The sequence below is a fragment of the Streptomyces yaizuensis genome (assembly GCF_034961445.1).
In the GTDB taxonomy this organism is placed as follows: Bacteria; Actinomycetota; Actinomycetes; order Streptomycetales; family Streptomycetaceae; genus Streptomyces; species Streptomyces yaizuensis.
Genome location: NZ_BSBI01000012.1, coordinates 61102 through 78344, shown reverse-complemented (window position 1 = coordinate 78344; position 17243 = coordinate 61102). Strand labels below are relative to the sequence as shown.

14 protein-coding genes and 1 CRISPR repeat array are annotated in these 17243 nt (G+C 73.3%); of the genes, 11 read left to right on the top strand and 3 right to left on the bottom strand.

All coding sequences use genetic code 11. The features are described 5' to 3' along the window. Positions 1-397 precede the first annotated feature (397 nt). The 8 genes from SYYSPA8_RS26205 (at position 398) to SYYSPA8_RS26170 (ending at position 10143) form a co-directional block, all read left to right on the top strand. Positions 398-1501 carry a hypothetical protein gene (locus SYYSPA8_RS26205; protein ID WP_323449786.1) on the top strand — a complete coding sequence of 368 codons (1104 nt, stop codon included), beginning with the start codon at positions 398-400 and terminating at the stop codon, positions 1499-1501. A gap of 243 nt (positions 1502-1744) precedes the next feature. Then, positions 1745-2350, top strand: a complete 606-nt coding sequence (locus SYYSPA8_RS26200; protein ID WP_323449785.1) for a GNAT family N-acetyltransferase — start codon at positions 1745-1747, stop codon at positions 2348-2350. Further along, on the top strand, positions 2347-2910 hold the full coding sequence (gene cyaB, locus SYYSPA8_RS26195; RefSeq protein ID WP_323449784.1) for a class IV adenylate cyclase: 564 nt from the start codon (positions 2347-2349) through the stop codon (positions 2908-2910). Before SYYSPA8_RS26200 ends, cyaB begins: the two co-directional genes overlap by 4 nt. Positions 2911-3190: 280 nt before the next feature. Further along, a complete protein-coding gene (locus SYYSPA8_RS26190; RefSeq protein ID WP_323449783.1) occupies positions 3191-3796 on the top strand; it encodes an HD domain-containing protein in 606 nt (201 codons plus the stop codon). Further along, positions 3797-4374: direct repeats of the CRISPR family, unit length 29 nt; unit sequence GGGTCCGTCCCCGCACGTGCGGGGAGCAG. A 384-nt stretch (positions 4375-4758) separates the two neighbouring features. Further along, positions 4759-5541, top strand: coding sequence for a DUF4142 domain-containing protein (locus SYYSPA8_RS26185; RefSeq protein ID WP_323449782.1), 783 nt, complete (start codon positions 4759-4761; stop codon positions 5539-5541). A 151-nt stretch (positions 5542-5692) separates the two neighbouring features. Continuing rightward, positions 5693-7078: a DUF692 domain-containing protein gene (locus SYYSPA8_RS26180; protein WP_323449781.1), complete on the top strand. Its 1386-nt coding sequence runs from the start codon at positions 5693-5695 to the stop codon at positions 7076-7078. Between the two features lie 2 nt (positions 7079-7080). Next, complete coding sequence (locus SYYSPA8_RS26175) at positions 7081-8052, top strand: TIGR04222 domain-containing membrane protein (RefSeq protein ID WP_323449780.1); 972 nt, start codon at positions 7081-7083, stop codon at positions 8050-8052. Between the two features lie 456 nt (positions 8053-8508). Further along, on the top strand, positions 8509-10143 hold the full coding sequence (locus tag SYYSPA8_RS26170; protein ID WP_323449779.1) for an alpha/beta hydrolase: 1635 nt from the start codon (positions 8509-8511) through the stop codon (positions 10141-10143). A gap of 228 nt (positions 10144-10371) precedes the next feature. On the opposite strand, the gene hemQ is transcribed toward SYYSPA8_RS26170, so the two are convergent. Together hemQ and hemG are read right to left on the bottom strand one after the other, a co-directional pair. Further along, positions 10372-11085: a hydrogen peroxide-dependent heme synthase gene (gene hemQ / locus SYYSPA8_RS26165; protein WP_323449778.1), complete on the bottom strand. Its 714-nt coding sequence runs from the start codon at positions 11083-11085 to the stop codon at positions 10372-10374. Positions 11086-11089: 4 nt separating this feature from the next. Further along, positions 11090-12559 (bottom strand): protoporphyrinogen oxidase, encoded by a 1470-nt coding sequence (hemG, locus tag SYYSPA8_RS26160; protein WP_323449777.1) that lies wholly within the window; start codon positions 12557-12559, stop codon positions 11090-11092. A 105-nt stretch (positions 12560-12664) separates the two neighbouring features. Here hemG and SYYSPA8_RS26155 point away from each other — a divergent pair, with 105 nt between their 5' ends. Continuing rightward, entirely contained in the window at positions 12665-13720 is a 1056-nt protein-coding gene (locus SYYSPA8_RS26155; protein ID WP_323449776.1) for a DUF4349 domain-containing protein, read from the top strand. Between the two features lie 51 nt (positions 13721-13771). Beyond that, on the top strand, positions 13772-15148 hold the full coding sequence (locus SYYSPA8_RS26150) for an FAD-dependent oxidoreductase (protein ID WP_323449775.1): 1377 nt from the start codon (positions 13772-13774) through the stop codon (positions 15146-15148). A gap of 85 nt (positions 15149-15233) precedes the next feature. On the opposite strand, the gene hemE is transcribed toward SYYSPA8_RS26150, so the two are convergent. Continuing rightward, positions 15234-16301, bottom strand: a complete 1068-nt coding sequence (gene hemE / locus SYYSPA8_RS26145; RefSeq protein ID WP_323449774.1) for a uroporphyrinogen decarboxylase — start codon at positions 16299-16301, stop codon at positions 15234-15236. Between the two features lie 92 nt (positions 16302-16393). On the opposite strand from hemE, the gene SYYSPA8_RS26140 reads away from it, so the two are divergent. After that, on the top strand, positions 16394-17071 hold the full coding sequence (locus tag SYYSPA8_RS26140; RefSeq protein WP_323449773.1) for a DUF3000 domain-containing protein: 678 nt from the start codon (positions 16394-16396) through the stop codon (positions 17069-17071). The last annotated feature ends 172 nt before the right edge of the window (positions 17072-17243 follow it).

Genomic DNA, 17243 nt, shown 5'->3' with positions numbered 1-17243 from the left:
GAGATCGCCCCCGGGCTAACTGTCACACTCGAAGCAGCACGGTCTACTGCCCCACCCCGCGCCTTCGTCGTTCGTGATGTAGGCGCACGATTCGAGGGCGCACTGGCACTGCCGCCCGCGGAGGAGTCGCCCTTCGACACCGCCCGGATCCGCCTCGCCTGGGCGAGCACCCGTGCCACCCTCCGTGATGCCATCGGCAACGCCTGCCCGTGAGTTATGCGTCCGCAGAGCGCCTCCCCGACAGCCGCAGCCGCGAGCTGGCCGAGAAGCCCTCGGCACCACCGGGCAGTCCGACGCCCTGCTCGCCTCCCCCGCCGGGCCCGCCTCCAAAACTCATCGCCCCGGCGAGGACGATATGGTAAAAAGCGCCAAATCAGGAAAGAAACGGGGGAGTTCGATGAGTTCAGAAACCGGGATCAAGCAAGACGTGGCGCGTCTCCTCATCGAGGGCGACCTCGCGTTCTCACGCCGCTTCCTGGAATGCGTCGTCGAGGACATCGACAAGGCCGTCGTCCCGATCTTCTGCATGAACAGCTACCTGTCGCTCATCATCCACGAGTCGTACAGGACCCTGAAGGTCAACGACCCCGGACTCGCTGCCTCCCTGGCTTATGAGCACGAGGAGACCATCCAGAGGGCGCGGCTCAGCGTCAAGCTCTTCGACGACTCCAAGACCGGCCTGGACAAAGTGGGTGACGCGTTCACACGCATCATCGACGAGGGACGGCAGGCGTTCCTGGGCAACACCTGGTTCCCGCCCGCGCGCCGGTGGGAGACGGACCTGGGCGAGTACCGCTACCGAGGCCGGCTCGTGAGCACTACCCACACGGTCGGGTTCGTCATGGCCCTCCGCGCCAACGCCCTGCAGGACCTCCCAGCCCTGGGGCAGGAACTATCGGCCGTGGCCCAGGCTCAGAGCGCGTACGTCAGCCAAGCAGCCGGGCACCTGCCATGGCCTGGCCCCTCGTTCATGAACAGCATCACCCTCGACGCCTTTGAGGCCCGGAATCGCCGGTCCGAGCGCCACTTCAACCGGATCTTCGATGCTGGCCTGCCCGAGGAGATGAAGGCGTCCCTGACCGCCTTCCAGTGCTCCCTCAACGTCCTCGACGCCATGCTGCGGGACGACGACAACCCTGCTTCCGCCGAGACCGTGTTCAAGCTGAGATACGTCACGCTCTACCACGTGCTGTCCAGCCTGGAGAAGCTCAGGCACCAGTACGGGAAGGCGTTGGGCATGGCATCCCGCTCGCTGCTCGCCGCCATGCTCGACCACCCCGTGAGCGCCGAGATCCGCAGCGGCGAGGCACGGCATTTCCGCAACACCTTGATCCACTACACGCCGGCGGAGCACCTCACCTCAAAGCTCTCCACGAACGCCCCGTACTACGGCCTAGTGGAAGCCTGCTTCCCGAGACGCGACTTCCCCTCCCTCCGGGCTGCGGTCGCCGAGCACACGGGGCGGATGGCCGCGCTCATGGACCGGTGGTCGGGGGTCTGACCGGTCAAGACGCACACGTGCCGCGCCCTGCGGAGTCACGTTGCGCCTCAGCGACGAGCGCAGCCGTCTACCAAGCCGCCGGGTGGCTGAATGACGGAGTCCCTCGACGTGGCACCCGGTTCAGGCCACGGGCGGCGAGCAGGCCCCGCGCCAACTCCCGCTCCTCGTTCGCCGCCGTTCCGGCGGTCGCCGCCTGGCTGGATGGGTTCCACACAACTGTCGGTGCCAGCTGAGGAGGAGACGGTGACCATCCCGAGCACTGGAACGGACGTGGTGATCCGCACCTACGGCCCTGGCGAGGTGTCGCCCATGCTTGATGTGATCGCCGACATCTGGGCGGACGCACACCCCGAACTGCTGGACAACCCCGGCACCGACACCGACGGGCTCTCCGTGTCCGCGCTCCACCGTCAGATCACCGGACACCTCAAGCACCGGGGATTCGCCCTGGCGGTGGCGTACTCAGGCGGCACTCCCGTTGGTTTCGGCTACGCCTTTCCCTGCTCCGCCGACTACTGGTTCGGACCGGATCTGGTCGACCAGGTCCCCGAAGGCGCCCGCACCGAGCGACTGATGGGGCTGTGCGAACTGGCCGTCCGGCCGCCCTGGCAGTCCCGGGGCATCGGCACCCGCCTCCACACCGCGCTGGTCAAGGCCATCGACCCGGCATGGTCGTCGCTGCTCGTGCTGCCCTCCAACCGGGGAGGCAGAGACCTGTACACACGGCTGGGGTACACCTACGCGGGCCCCTACCGGAACGGGCCCGTGTTCGATCTGCTTCTGCTGCGCGTTCCCGACCGTGTCGAGTCGACCGAGACGTCCAAGGCGTCCGAGACGGAGCTGCGGTGATCGAGGCAGAGCTGAAGGCGCGAGTCCACACACCGGCCGAGGTGTTGCGGAGGCTGGACGAGCGGGCGGTCGGCGTGGCCGAGGTGTACGAGGACACCTACTACGACCTGCCCGGCGGGCCCCTCGCCCGGCAGGATAACGAGCTGCGGCTGCGGACAGTGCGCGGGCCTGAGGGGATCCGGACCGTCCTGACCTACAAGGGCGCTCAGGTCGAGGCCGCCTCCGGTTCAAAACCGGAGTGTGAAACCCGGGTGGGGGACGCCGAAGCCACGCATGCCGTCCTCCGGGGTCTCGGGTACGAGGTCGTCATCGCCTTCCGGAAGGAGTGCCGGAACTACGCCTTCACGGAGCGGGGGCGGGGCCTGCTCGCGACGCTCGTACGAGTCCCTGAGCTGGAGGGCACTTTCCTGGAGGTCGAGACCCTCGTGGACACCGATCAGGTGGGTCACGCCCTGGCCGACATCCGTGCGGTCCTGGCCGGCCTGGGCATCGGCACGGCCGATCTCACGCGGGAGCTGTACACCGACGCGGTCCGTGCGCGGAGGACCACGCTGCCATGACACCGGGCGCCGCGTCCTTGCGCTCGCGCGGCCACTATGTTCACCAATCGGATTGAACAGCGACGAACCTGAACCACCGGGTGTACTGGGTCGGTGAGCTTCGTATGCCCAGCTATCGGACGAATTCATCAGCGAGGTGCTATGGACTTCGGCCTGAACGCCCGCACCATCTAAACACTGCTCGCCCACTGCCCGTACCTGCTGTCGTCACAGACTCGGTGGAAGCTGGGACGGTGTGCGGTACGCAATCCGCCTCGCCGAGGCATGAAAGGGGACACCAATGGGTGACCAGGACCTGGAGGACGTGGCCCACTTCCTCTGGGAGGCAGGCACGTTGAAGTCAGCCCGGCGAACGGGCTGGTGGTTGGCCGGCGTCCGTGATCCGGAGAGTGTCGCTGAGCACGCCTGGCGCACGTCCGTCATCGCCTCGGTCATCGCCACCCTTGAGGGCGCCGACGCAGCGCGGGCCTCCCACATGGCGGTGTGGCACGACTCCCAGGAGACACGCACGGGCGACGTGAACCACCTGGGGAAGAAGTACGCGGCCCCGGGCGACCCCGTCGCGGTGACAGCGGACCAGACGGCCGGGATGCCGGAGGTTCTGCGTACGGCGATCCGCGCGGTGGTGGCGGAGTACGAGGCCGGCGAAACCCCGGAGGCGATCTGCGCGCGTGACGCGGACAAGCTGGAGTGCATGTTGCAGGGCCTGGAGTACAAAGCCCAGGGGTACGAAGCTGCTCAGCGATGGGTCGACAACAGCCGCGCCCGAATCGTCACCAGGTCCGGCCAGGCGCTTGCCGACCAACTGCTGGCCCAGTCACCTCTCGACTGGCTGCACGCGGCCATGGGGGAGCACAGTCGCTCCGGGGACGCAGGGGCGAGGTAGAGGTCCGTCCCCGCACGTGCGGGGAGCAGGGCTGAAGCCGGTGTGCACGGCGAGCTTGGGCGGGTCCGTCCCCGCACGTGCGGGGAGCAGCAGAGCGGCCCTGCGTTCGCGGACCTCCTCCAGGGTCCGTCCCCGCACGTGCGGGGAGCAGTCACCCGTGGGGAAATTCGGGGTCGGGAGAGGGGGTCCGTCCCCGCACGTGCGGGGAGCAGGGACGAGGTCCCGATCCGGGCCCCGGCGGGCAGGGTCCGTCCCCGCACGTGCGGGGAGCAGCCTCGCCGCCCCGGGAGTGGCCCACGAGCAGCGGGTCCGTCCCCGCACGTGCGGGGAGCAGCCCTACAAGTTGCTCTACGACTTGCCGTACGAGGGTCCGTCCCCGCACGTGCGGGGAGCAGATTTCTCGATCAACGGCGAGTGTGTCGCCACAGGGTCCGTCCCCGCACGTGCGGGGAGCAGCCCCACGGCACCCCCGGGCGAAGTCTGGCCAGGGGTCCGTCCCCGCACGTGCGGGGAGCAGACACCAGGAGGGGGGAACCGACAATGTGAAGGGGGTCCGTCCCCGCACGTGCGGGGAGCAGAGCACGCGACCTGCGGCTTTATCGCGGCAGGGCAGCGTTTTTTACCGCTTCCAAGGATTGCGACATTACGGACTTCCTCTGGCTCAAGAACAGTCGACGCCACCGTACCCACCCCGACAGGGACAACGCAGCCGTTCCAGCACGCCGACGACCAGAGCGAGCAGACCGCTGCCCCCAGGATCCCGAACAACGGCACCCGGAGGGCCGGACCCGCCTCCGGTCAGGGCGCCGAACCGCCCCCTCCCCGGCAGGCCGCGACGACCGACCCCCGCTGAACGCCCCGCCCCACCGTTACGTACCTCTCACTGCCCCCGAACCGGTTGAACGAAGGTTCAGTAAGCGGTTGGTTGGCACAGGGGGCACCATCGGCTCGGGAGGAACGCCTTGTTACGCCGCGTCAACGGGACGACACTGATCATCGCGGGGCTCGTGACCACCGTCGGGGCTCTCGCCTTCCCCGTCTGGACCTACGCCGACCGCTCCGGGACCGGGCAGGACCAGCTCAACGCTGGCACCGTCGCCACCCAGTGGGGGCCCCTGTCCGCCACCGACCGCGACTTCCTGGTGAAGGTGCGGCTCGCGGGGCTGTGGGAGCTGCCCGCCGGGCAGCAGGCCATCGAGCGGGCGCCCACGCAGGCGATCCGGGACGCCGGGGACCATCTCGTCGTCGGTCACGCCGACCTCGACCGGCGGGCCCGGGATGTCGCCGGCAAGCTGGGGGTGCAGTTGCCGAACCAGCCGAACGATCTTCAGCAGGGGTGGCTGCGGGAGCTGTCGGCGGCCAGTGGGCAGGAGTACGAGCGCAAGTTCGCCAATCTGCTCCGTAACGCCCACGGCAAGGTCTTCTCGCTGGTGGCGCAGGTGCGGCACACCACCCGGAATGCGCTGATCCGGCAGCTCGCGACCGATGCCAACCAGACCGTCCTGGACCACATCACCATGCTGGAGGCGACCGGGAAGGTCGACTTCGACGCCATCGCCGACGAGGCCGCCGGCGGGCTGACCGCCAGTCCGACCGGGCCTCCGCCGCCGGACGGGAATCTTCCGGCCGCGCCCCAGGCCGTGGAGCCCGGCGCGCCCGGGCAGCTGACGTCCGTGCCCTCGCCCGGGGCCGGCGAGCCCGGGCCCGTCAATACCGACCGGCCGGAACCCTCCCTCAGCCCCTGAGGCGAGGCGGACACCAACATTCCACGCCGGACCGGGAACCTCTGAAGATGCTCAGAACGTCTCCCCTCCGGGGTTCATCGACGCCTGGCAGGGTCATGACCCCGGAAAGAGCCCGCCCCACCGATCGGGGGGCCGGGAAGGGGGACAGCACATGGAACTCGGCATCGGTATCGGCTGGCGTCCGGAGATCGCGGACACCGTCGCGGAGCTGCCCGGCGTGGACTGGGTCGAGGTGGTCGCGGAGAACGTCTGCCCCGGCCATCTCCCCGACGCGCTGGTCCGGCTGCGCGCCCGTGGCGTACGGGTCGTCCCGCACGGGGTCTCGCTCGGTCTCGGCGGGGCGGAGCGGCCCTCCACGCAGAAGCTCGCCGACCTGGCGCGGCGGGCCGAGGTGCTGGGCTCGCCCCTGGTGAGCGAGCACATCGCGTTCGTCCGCGCGGGCGGCGCGCTCACCGCCTCGCGGCCCCTGGAGGCCGGGCATCTGCTGCCCGTCCCCCGCACCCGGGACGCGCTGCGCGTGCTCTGCGAGAACGTACGGATCGCCCAGGACTCGCTGCCCGTGCCGCTCGCCCTGGAGAACATCGCCGCCCTGTTCTCCTGGCCCGGCGAGGAGCTGACGGAGGGGCAGTTCCTCGCCGAGCTGGTCGAGCGGACCGGCGTACGGCTCCTGATCGACGTCGCGAACCTGCACACCAACCGGGTGAACCGGGGCGAGGACCCCGCCCGGGCCCTCGCCGAGCTGCCGGTCGAGGCCATCGCGTACGTCCATGTCGCGGGCGGGGTGGAACGCGACGGCGTCTGGCACGACAGCCACGCCCACCCGGTCACCGAACCCGTCCTGGACATCCTGCGGGAACTGCGTTCCCGGGTCGCGCCCCCGGGGGTGCTCCTGGAACGCGACGAGGACTTCCCGCCCGCCGCCGAACTGGCCGGGGAGCTGGACGCCATCCGCGCGGCGCTCCGGGCGGGTAAGGCTCTTGCCACCACTGCGATACCGGCCGTACGTAAGGAACCGGCCGTGCGGCGGGAACTCGCCGTCACCGGGGCCCGGTCGGCCGGGCACAGTCCGCGACCGGCCCCCGCCGCTCCAGCCGTCGCCGTCGACACCGAGCCGGCCCCCGACGCAGCCGTCCGGCAGCGGCTCGCCCTCGCCCAGACCGCCCTGCTGTCCGCCCTCGTCGCCGGCACCCCCGCGCCCGAGGGCTTCGACGCCCGCCGGCTCCGTACCCAGAGCCGGGCGCTCGTCGCCAAGCGGGCGTCCGTCGTCGCCCGGATCGCCCCCGAGCTGCGGGAGATCCTGGGCGACGGCTACCGGGCCGCGTTCGTCGCGTACGCCAGGAACCGCCCCATGCGCGACGGCTACCGCCGGGACTCCCTGGCCTTCGCCGAACATCTGCTCGTCGCCGGACAGCCGGCCGACGACGCATCCCGCCTGCGGCTCACCCGCTGGTGGGAGGAGCGTGTCGCACCACCGCAACCGCCGCGGCGGCCGGGCCGGCTGGCCCGCGCCGTCCGCGCCGCTCTCCTTCGGAGGTAGCAATGGGTACAGCCGCAGCGGTGACCGTGGCCGTCTTCGTGACGGTCATGGCCGTCCTGCACGTCCTGGACCGCCGCACCCGGTCCCGGCCCTCTCTCGGCAAGGGCGCCCCCGTCCTCGGCGCCCACGAGGCCGCGTTCCTGAGCGGCGGGCCGCTGCGGGTCGTGGACACGGCGCTCGCGGCCCTCGCCGCCGACGGCCGGGTGGAGATCGGCGGTCCCGGCATCGTCACGCCCGTGGCCGACGCGGAGGGCCGGGCCGCCGGGGACCCGGTCCACCGGGCGGTCCTCGACACGCTGGACGCCTCCCCGAACGGCTCACTGCCCCAGCTGCGCGCCCAGGTGGCCCGGCACCGCGCCGTCCAGGGCATCGGGGACGACCTCGCCTCCCGGGGGCTGCTCCAGCCGCCGAGCCGCGCCCAGGACCGGCTGTGGAGCGCCGGCAGCGCCCTGGCCACCCTCTCGGTCCTGACCATGATCGCGTCGCTCGTGGTGACAGTGCTCAGCCACGAACTGGACTGGGACCGTCCGCCGCTGCCCTTCGCGCTGCTGGTGGTGCCCGTGACCATCGTCGCGATGCTCCAGAGCTTCTCGCTGGTGAGCAGATACGGGCGGCGGATCACCTACGCCGGTACGAACACCCTGGAGGCGTACCGGATCCGGACCGCCTCCTCCACCGACCCGGCCGTCCTGGTGGCCCTCGGCGGGCCGGGCGCTCTGCCCGGCGAGTCCACGACCCGGGTGGCCCTCGTCGCCGCCGCCGTGGTGCCGGTCGTCCTGCTCGGCGCGGTCGCCGCCGGTACGGCCGGGGGCGGTACGGGCGGGGAGGAGACGGCCGCCTCGGCGCAGTGGTGCGGGGGCGGCACCGGCTACGGCGGCTCCTCGGACGGCAGCGGCGGCGGTGACGGAGGAGGGGACGGCGGGGGCGGCGACGGAGGAGGCTGCGGCGGGTGCGGCGGCTGCGGCTGCGGCTGACCCGGCGCCGAATGCGCAACACCCGGACTCCCGGGCTCGCGGACTCCCGGGCTCGCGGACACCCGGACACCCGGACACCCGAACTCCCGGACGCCCGGACTCCCGGGCTCGCGGACACCCGGACACCCGGACACCCGAACTCCCGGACGCCCGGACTCCCGGACTCCCGGGCTCGCGGACCCCTCCCTCGGGACGCCCGGGTGTCCCGCCCAGACACCCGGGTTCCTCCGGCGGGCCCCCGGGGCACGGCTGCTCCCGGACGCCCGGACAGCACCGTCGCCGGGCAGCCGCCCGTACCGGACGCACCGAGGCCCGGCGCCGCCGATTCCCGGCCCCCAGGGGCGCACGCCCCAGGCGCGTCGGAGCACTTCCGTCCGACACCACCCCGCGGTGCTTGGCCCCGCCCCCCGTCCGGCGAAGGATGCCCCGAATGCCTCCGGCACGAAGGGAACCTCGATGAGAGCAGTGGCGAGGACCGGGCTGAGGACCGGGCTCATGACGGGTCTGGGCGCCTTGGTCATCGGTACGCTGGCCGCCGCCCCGGCGACCGGCACCGCACCGGCCGAGGACGTCACCCCCGCCGTCGCCGAGGCGCGCGGTGTCGCCGTCGCCGCCCGGCGCGCGGCGGAGCGGGGCATCGACTTCGGGCCCTGCCCCGCCGTGGAGTCGCTGCCGAAGGAGGCGGTCCGCTGCGGCACCGTCGAGGTCCCCCTCGACTACGCGGAGCCCGACGGCCGCCGGATCGCGCTCACCGTGAGCCGGGGCCGGGCCACCGGGCCCGCCGGGCAGCGGCAGGGCGCCCTGGTCTTCAACCCCGGCGGGCCCGGCGCCTCCGGTATGTGGTTCCCGCTGCTGGCGCAGGTCCCCGAGTGGGAACGGCTGGCCCGCGCGTACGACTTCGTGGGCTACGCGCCGCGCGGGGTCGACCGTTCCGCGCCGCTGACCTGCCAGGAGCCCCAGGACTTCCTCAAGGCGCCGACCGAGGCCCCCGTCCACCCCTCCCCCGCGTTCAAGCGCGAGCGGATCGCCGAGGCGAAGGCGTACGCGGCGGGCTGTGCCCGGCGGGCCGGTGCGGCGCTGCGGCACTACACCTCGCTCAACAACGCGCGCGATCTGGAGGTGCTGCGGGCGGCCGTCGGCGAGGAGCGGCTGACGTTCTACGGGGCGTCGTACGGGACCTACTTCGGCGCGCTGTACGCGACCCTCTTCCCGGACCGGGTGCGGCGGATGGTCCTCGACTCCCCGGTGAACCCGGCGCGCGAGAAGATCTGGTACCGCAGCAACCTGGACCAGTCGCTGGCGTTCGAGACGCGGTGGGCGGACTTCCGGGCCTGGACGGCCCGGCACGACTCCGTGTTCGGTCTCGGGGGGAGCCCGGAGGCCGTGGGGCGCGCGTACGAGGAGGTACGGGCGCGGCTCGCGCTGCGTCCCGCGGGCGGCCGGGTGGGGCCGGGGCAGCTCCAGGCGGCGATGCTGGCGGCCGCGTACCACGACGACTTCTGGGCGCCCCGGGCGCGGGCGCTCGCGGCGTATCTGCGCGGCGACGAGCAGCCGCTGATCGACCAGGCGGCGCCCCGGCGGCAGGCGGCACGCGGGGCGGAGAACGGCACCGCCGTCTACACGGCGATCGAGTGCAACGACGCGCCGTGGCCGGAGGACTTCGCGGTGTGGGACCGGGACAACACGGCGCTGGCCCGCCGGGCGCCCTTCGAGACCTGGGACAACGTGTGGATGAACCTGCCGTGCGCCTACTGGCCGGCGCCCCGGCAGCAGCCGCTGGAAGTGCGCACCCACCGTGGTGAGCTGCCGCCGGTGCTGATCCTGGCGGCCGAGCGGGACGCGGCGACCCCCTACGCGGGGGCCCGGGAGCTGTCCCGGCGGCTCAAGGACTCGGTCCTGATCACGGAGGAGGGCTCCGGTACGCACGGGATCGGCGGCGGCGCCAACGACTGCGTCAACGCGCACATGGAGGACTACCTGCTCCGCGGAGTGACGCCGGTGCGGCGCGCGTCGTGCGCGCCGCACCCGGAGCCGGACCCGGTGTCGCTGGACCGGCGGGCGCTGGAGCCGCGGCTCAGGCCCGCCGTCTGATCTTCCGGGTCAAAGGCCGGGCCGCTGGTGTACGGCCCCTGCCTTCCGCTTCCGCGCCGTCCCGACCCTGGCTGGGCTCCGGTACGGGCGTCGCACGGACCCGTCATGGGCCCGGCGAAGGGATGTTACGCGAGGTCAGGCACCGGAGAGGTAACCGGCTGCCGGTACGGCGCCGGTGCCGTCGCGTCAGCGGCACCGGCGCGGGGCCGAAATCGGCCCCCGGGCGGCTCAGGCGAGCCCTGCCACCAGCTCCGCGAGGTCCTTGCGGCGGCCGGTGTAGAACGGCACTTCCTCGCGGACGTGCATGCGGGCCTCGGAGGCGCGCAGATGGCGCATCAGGTCCACGATCCGGTGCAGGTCGTTCGCCTCGAAGGCGAGGATCCACTCGTAGTCGCCGAGGGAGAACGACGCGACGGTGTTGGCGCGCACGTCGGGGTAGCCGCGGGCCATCTTCCCGTGGTCGGCGAGCATCCGGCGGCGGTCCTCGTCCGGCAGCAGGTACCAGTCGTACGAACGCACGAACGGGTAGACGCTGACGTAGTCGCGCGGGGTCTCGTCGGCGAGGAACGCCGGGATGTGCGACTTGTTGAACTCGGCGGGGCGGTGCAGTGCCATGTTCGACCAGACCGGGTCGAGGGCGCGGCCGAGGCGGGTGCGGCGGAAGAGGTTGTAGGCCTCCTGGAGTTCGTCCGCGGTCTCGGCGTGCCACCAGATCATGACATCGGCGTCGGCGCGCAGCCCGGAGAGATCGTAGGTGCCGCGCACCGTGACGTCCTCGGCGGCGAGCCGGTCGAACAGCTCCTGGACCTCGTCGGCCCAGCCGGCGCGGTCCTCGGGCAGGACATCGCGCAGCTTGAAGACGGACCACAGCGTGTAGCGGATGACCTCGTTGAGGTCCTTGGCCTTCTTGCCTGCGTTCGGGATCTTTTCGGGCGCACTCATGTGCCTATTGTCCCGCGCCTTCCCCGGTGCCCCGCGCCAGGGTCGGCGTGGCGAGAATCTCGTCCGCCGCGCGCTGTCCGTCGGCGACGCAGGCGGGGATGCCGACCCCGTCGTACGCGGCCCCGCAGAGGGCGAGTCCGGGCAGCTTGGCGACCTCCGCGCGGATCCGGGCGACCCGGGTGACATGGCCGACGGGGTACTGGGGCAGCCCCCCGATCCAGCGGGTGACCTCGTGGGCGACGGGGCGGGCACGGAGCCCGGTGGCGGTGGCGAGGTCGGCCAGGGCGGCGGCGACGAGGTCGGCGTCGTCCCAGTCCAGCTGGGCCTCCTCGCCGTAGCGGCCCAGGGAGGCGCGCAGCACGGTCAGTCCGGGTGCCGACTCGTCCAGCCAGGCCCACTTGCGGCTGGAGAACGTGGACGCCTTGATGGCGCGGCCGTCGGCGGGGGGGACGAGGAAACCGCTGCCGGCCGGGAGAGCGGCGGTGTCCGCGCGCCGGAAGGCGAGGGTGACCAGCGCCATGGAGGCGTACTCGATGCGGCCGATCCCGGCCGCCGCGGCGGGCGAGGAGTCGGCGAGGAGTTCGGCGGTGGACCAGGCGGGGGCGGCGAGAACGACCGCGTCGGCTTCGAGGGTGCCGTACTCGGTGCGGACCCGCCAGCCGTCCGGGGTACGGGCGAGGCCCAGGGCCCGCGTACGGGTCAGCAGGGTGCCGCCGTGGGCGCGGATCGTGCCGGCGACGGCGTCGGGGAGGGTGCCGATGCCGCCCGCGAGGCCGGTGAAGACGGGTCCGGCGGGTGCGGCGGCCGCCGCCTCCCGCTGGACCTCCTGGACGGCGTCGAGGAGGTGGCCGTGGCGGCGGGCGGCGGCGAACAGCCCGGGTACGGCCGCCCGCAGCGAGATCCGGTACGCGTCCCCCGCGTACACGCCGCCGAGCAGGGGCTCGACGAGCCGGTCCACGACCTCGCGGCCGAGGCGTTCGGCGACGTACTGTCCGACGGCGATGTCGTCGCCGACGGCGGCGGGCGGCAGTTCGCGCTCGCGGCCGACGCGGGCGACGCCCTCGGGGGTGAGCAGCCCGGCCAGGGCCTCGGGGGTGCCGGGGACGCCCATGACGTGGCCCTGGGGCATGGGGCGCAGCGCATCCCGGGTCCAGATGGCGGCGGTGGCGGTGGCGGGCGGCTGGAGCAGGTCGCCGAGGCCGGCGGCGCGGGCCAGGGCGATGCCCTCGGGGCGGCGGGCGAGCATGGACTCGGCGCCGAGGTCGACGGGGACGCCGGCGATCTCCCCGGTGCGCAGCTTGCCGCCGAGGCGGCCGGACGCCTCGACCAGGGTCACGCGCGCTCCGGCGGTCACCAGCCGGTGGGCGGCGGCGAGGCCGGAGATCCCGCCTCCGACGACGACGACATGGCCGGGCGGGCCGGACGGGCCGATACCGGGCCCGGGGGTGCTGTGCGTATGCGGGGAAGGCTGCATGGGGCCACTCTCTCAAACGCCGTTCCGTGTCCCGAACGTGACCTTTTCGCGGCCTTGCGGGGGAAACGCCCGGCGGGCCCGCTCCGTCGAAGGAACACGATGTCGGTGCGGAACGATCACGGGGGGTCCGGTATGCGGGCACAGCGGATACGGCGGGCACAGCGGATACGGATACGGATACGAGTACGGGAGGGGGCCGCCGCGCTGGCGCTGGTGGCGGCGGTGGGGGTGGCGGGCTGCTCCGCCGGCGGTGGCTCCCAGGACCAGTCGAAGTCGGCACAGGGCCAGGCGGCCGCCCAGCCCCGGGAGGACCGGGCGGACCGGGCGCCCGGGGCCGCGGGCGCGGTCGCCGAGCCGGCGGACCCGGGCGCCCGGAAGACGGCGGAGCAGAAGCCGGCCCCGGCGGCGGGGGCCCACATCATCCGTACCGCCGAGGTGGACGTGGAGGTCGAGAGCGTGCCGCGGGCCCTGGCCGCGGCCCGCGCGGCGGCGGTGGCGGCCGGTGGCCAGGTCGCCGACGAGAACACGACCGGGAGCGACGGCCGGGGGATGTCGTCGGTGCTGGTGCTGCGGGTGCCGCAGGAGGAGCACGACACCGTGCTCACGGGGCTCGCCAGGGGCGGGAGGCTGCTGAGCCGCTCGGTGAAGGCCGAGGACGTCACGGACCAGGTGGTGGACGTGCGCAGCCGGGTGGCCACCCAGCGGGCCAGCGTGGCCCGGGTGCGGGAGCTGATGGGCCGGGCGGAGGAGCTGAGCGACGTGGTCGCCCTGGAGGGGCAGCTCAGCGAGCGGCAGGCGGAGCTGGAGGCGCTGCTCGCCCGGCAGGAGTCGCTGCGGAACCGGACCACCCTGTCGACGATCACCCTCACGCTCTCCGAGGCGGAGCGCAGGCCGCACCGGGACACGGAGCGGGACGACGACGATCCGGGCTTCGCCTCGGCGCTGGGCGGCGGCTGGGACGCCCTGGTGACGACGGTGCGCTGGGCGGGGGCCGCCGTCGGCGCGGTGCTGCCGTTCGCGGTGGTGTTCGGGGCCGGGTTCGCGGTGTGGCGGTGGGCGGTACGGCCGCTGGTGCGCTCGCGGACGGCGGTCGCGGTACCGCCCCAGGGCGCCGGGGAGGGCTCGGGGCAGGGCTCCGGGCAGGATTCCGGGCAGAGCTGAGCGCGCCCGCGCCGTACCGTCCCTGCGGGTCCCACCCGTAACGTGGGTCCCATGGCAGCGGAGCGGTTGGTGGTGGTCGGGGGCGACGCGGCGGGGATGTCCGCCGCGTCGCAGGCGCGCAGGCTCAAGGGCCCCGGGGAGCTGGAGATCGTCGCCTTCGAACGCGGCCACTTCAGCTCGTACTCGGCGTGCGGAATCCCGTACTGGGTGGGCGGGCAGGTCGAGGAGCGCGACGAACTGATCGCGCGGACGCCCGCCGAGCACCGCGAGCGGGACATCGATCTGCGGATGCGGACCGAGGTGACGGAGATCGACGTCGCGGGCGGCCGGGTGCGCTCCCGTGATCTGGAGAGCGGCCACGAGGATTGGACCGGCTACGACAAGCTGGTGATCGCGACGGGGGCGCGGCCGGTGCGGCCGCCGCTGCCGGGGATCGACGCCCCGGGGGTGTACGGGGTCCAGACCCTGGACGACGGGCAGGCGCTCCTGGACGGCCTCGCGTCGGCACGGGGGCGGCGCGCGGTCGTCGTCGGCGCCGGCTACATCGGCGTCGAGATGGCGGAGGCGCTGCTGAACCGGGGCTTCGAGGTCACCGTCGTGAACCGGGGCGAGCAGCCGATGGCGACCCTCGATCCCGACATGGGGGCGCTGGTCGGCTCCGCGCTGGACGGTCTCGGCATCACCACGGTGAACGGGACCGCCGTGACCGCCGTACTGACCGGCCCGGACGGCCGGGTACGGGCGGTGGCGGCCGGGGAGCGGGAGTTCCCGGCGGACGTGGTGGTCCTCGGTCTCGGCGTGGAACCGGAGACGGGCCTCGCGCGCGCCGCCGGGCTGCCGCTCGGGGTGTACGGGGGGCTGCTGACGGATCTGTCGCTGCGGGTGCGCGGCCACGACGGCATCTGGGCGGGCGGCGACTGCGTGGAGGTGCTGGACCTGGTCTCCGGCCGGGAGCGCCATGTGCCGCTGGGCACCCACGCCAACAAGCACGGCCAGATCATCGGCGCCAACGCGGGCGGCGGCTACGGCACCTTCCCCGGTGTGGTCGGCACGGCCGTCAGCAAGGTCTGCGACCTGGAGATCGCCCGGACGGGGCTGCGGGAGAAGGACGCGGCGGCGGTGGGGCTGCGGTACGTGACCGTGACCGTCGAGTCGACCAGCCGGGCCGGGTACTACCCGGGGGCGGCGGTGATGACGGTGAAGATGCTGGCGGAGCGGCGCTCGGGGCGGCTGCTCGGGACGCAGATCGTGGGCCGCGAGGGCGCGGCGAAGCGGGTGGACATCGCGGCGGTGGCGCTGACGGCGGGGATGACGGTGGAGGCGATGACGGCACTGGACCTGGGGTACGCGCCGCCGTTCTCACCGGTGTGGGACCCGGTGCTGATCGCGGCGCGCAAGGCGGTGGCGGCGGTCCGGGCGGCCGGCTGACGGCCCCTGGCAGCCCCTGGCAGGGCTCAGCGGGCCTCGGCGGCCTGTCCCGGACGGCGGGAGTGGCGCCGCCCGGGACGACGGCTCAGCGGGCGGTGCGCTCGTGCACGTGCGCGACGAGCCGGGTCAGCGCGTCGGGGTCGGTCGTGGGCAGCACCCCGTGGCCCAGGTTGAAGACATGGCCTTCGAGACCGGCGGCGGCCCTCAGCACCTCGTCGGCGGCGGCCTCGACGGCGCGGGGGCCGGCGAAGAGCACGGCGGGGTCCAGGTTGCCCTGGAGCGCCTTGCCGGGGCCGACCCGGCGGGCGGCCTCGTCCATCGGGACCCGCCAGTCGACGCCGACCACGTCGGCGCCGGCCTCGCCCATCAGACCGAGCAGCTCACCGGTGCCGACGCCGAAGTGGATGCGCGGAACCCCGTACCCGGCGACCGTCTCGAAGACCTTCGCCGACGCGGGCATCACGGAGCGGCGGTAGTCGGCGGGGGCCAGCGCCCCCGCCCACGAGTCGAAGAGCTGCACGGCGCTCGCGCCGGCCTCGATCTGCACGGTGAGGAACGTGGCGGTGATCTCCGCGAGGCGGTCCAGCAGATCCGCCCACAGCTCCGGGTCCGCGTGCATGAGCGCCTTGGTGTGCTCGTGGTTGCGGGAGGGGCCGCCCTCGACGAGATAGCTCGCGAGGGTGAAGGGGGCCCCGGCGAAGCCGATCAGCGGGGTGGTGCCCAGCTCGGCCGTGAGCAGCCCCATGGCCTCGGTGACGTACCAGACGTCGTCCGGGGTGAGGTCGCGCAGCCGGGCGAGGTCGGCGCGGGTGCGGAAGGGCTCCGCGACGACCGGTCCGACGCCGGGCTTGATGTCGAGGTCGACACCGATGGCCTTGAGCGGGACGACGATGTCGCTGAAGTAGATGGCGGCGTCGACGCCGTGCCGGCGGACCGGCTGGAGGGTGATCTCCTTGACCAGCTCCGGCCGCATGCACGAGTCGAGCATCCCGATGCCCTCGCGCACCTTCAGATACTCGGGCAGCGAACGCCCCGCCTGCCGCATGAACCACACCGGCGTATGCGGCACGGGCTCCCGCCTGCACGCCTTCAGGAAGGCGGAGTCGTACGGCGTCGGCTGCTGCTGGCCCGAGGGGCGGTCAATGGCGCTCACGCCCCAAATCTTCGCACGGCCCGGACAAGTGGCGGCGCCGCCCCGGGTGTCTCTCCGAGCGCGCGGCCCCCGTTCCGCCTAGTCTTCCCCGCATGGCTGCGGCGCAGGGACACTTTTCCGATCATCCAGATCATATGAACGACACGGGCGACCGGGACGACGCCGGGGACGACACCGTCCCCCGCGCGTTCCGGCGGGCCGTCGAAGCGCTGCGGTCCGCCGCGCCGCGCCCGGAAATCGAGGTGGAGCCGGCCCGTCCGCCGCAGCGGCTGGCGCCGTACGCGTACGCGCTGGAAGCGACGGTCACCGACGGTGACGAAGTGCTGGCCGACGGGCGGCTGGTGCTGCTGCACGCCCCGGACGGCCACGAGGCCTGGAAGGGCCGGTTCCGGCTGGTGACCCTGGTCCGGGCCGAACTGGAGCCCGAAATGGCCGCCGACCCACTGCTGCCGGAGGTGTCCTGGTCCTGGCTGACCGGCGCGCTCGAAGCCCGCGGGCTGGGCCACGGGGAGCCGAGCGGAACCGTCACCCGCGCGGGATCCCACTACTTCGGCGGACTCGCCGACCGGCGCCCCGCCACCCAGATCGAGATCCGCGCGTCCTGGACCCCCGAGGAAGACCCCGAAGGCGCCCCGGACACCGCCGCACACCTGGTGGCCTGGTGCGACCTCCTGGGCCAGATCGCGGGGCTGCCACCGGCCCCGGCGGGCGGGACGGAGACGGGCGCGGGCGTGGTGACGCTGCCGCAACGGCGGGGGCCCCAGCGCTGACTTTTTGCAGGCCCGGTTCGCCGCCGGGGCGGGCCGTCGGGGCCGGTGCCCCTGTCCGGTGCGGAGACATCTGCGGGTCGGGCGTCGGCGGGGGTACCACCACGGGGTGAGGGCGGTTCGCCACCGAGATGCGCCATCGAGGCCGACGCCCCTGTTCAGTGCGGGGGCGTCC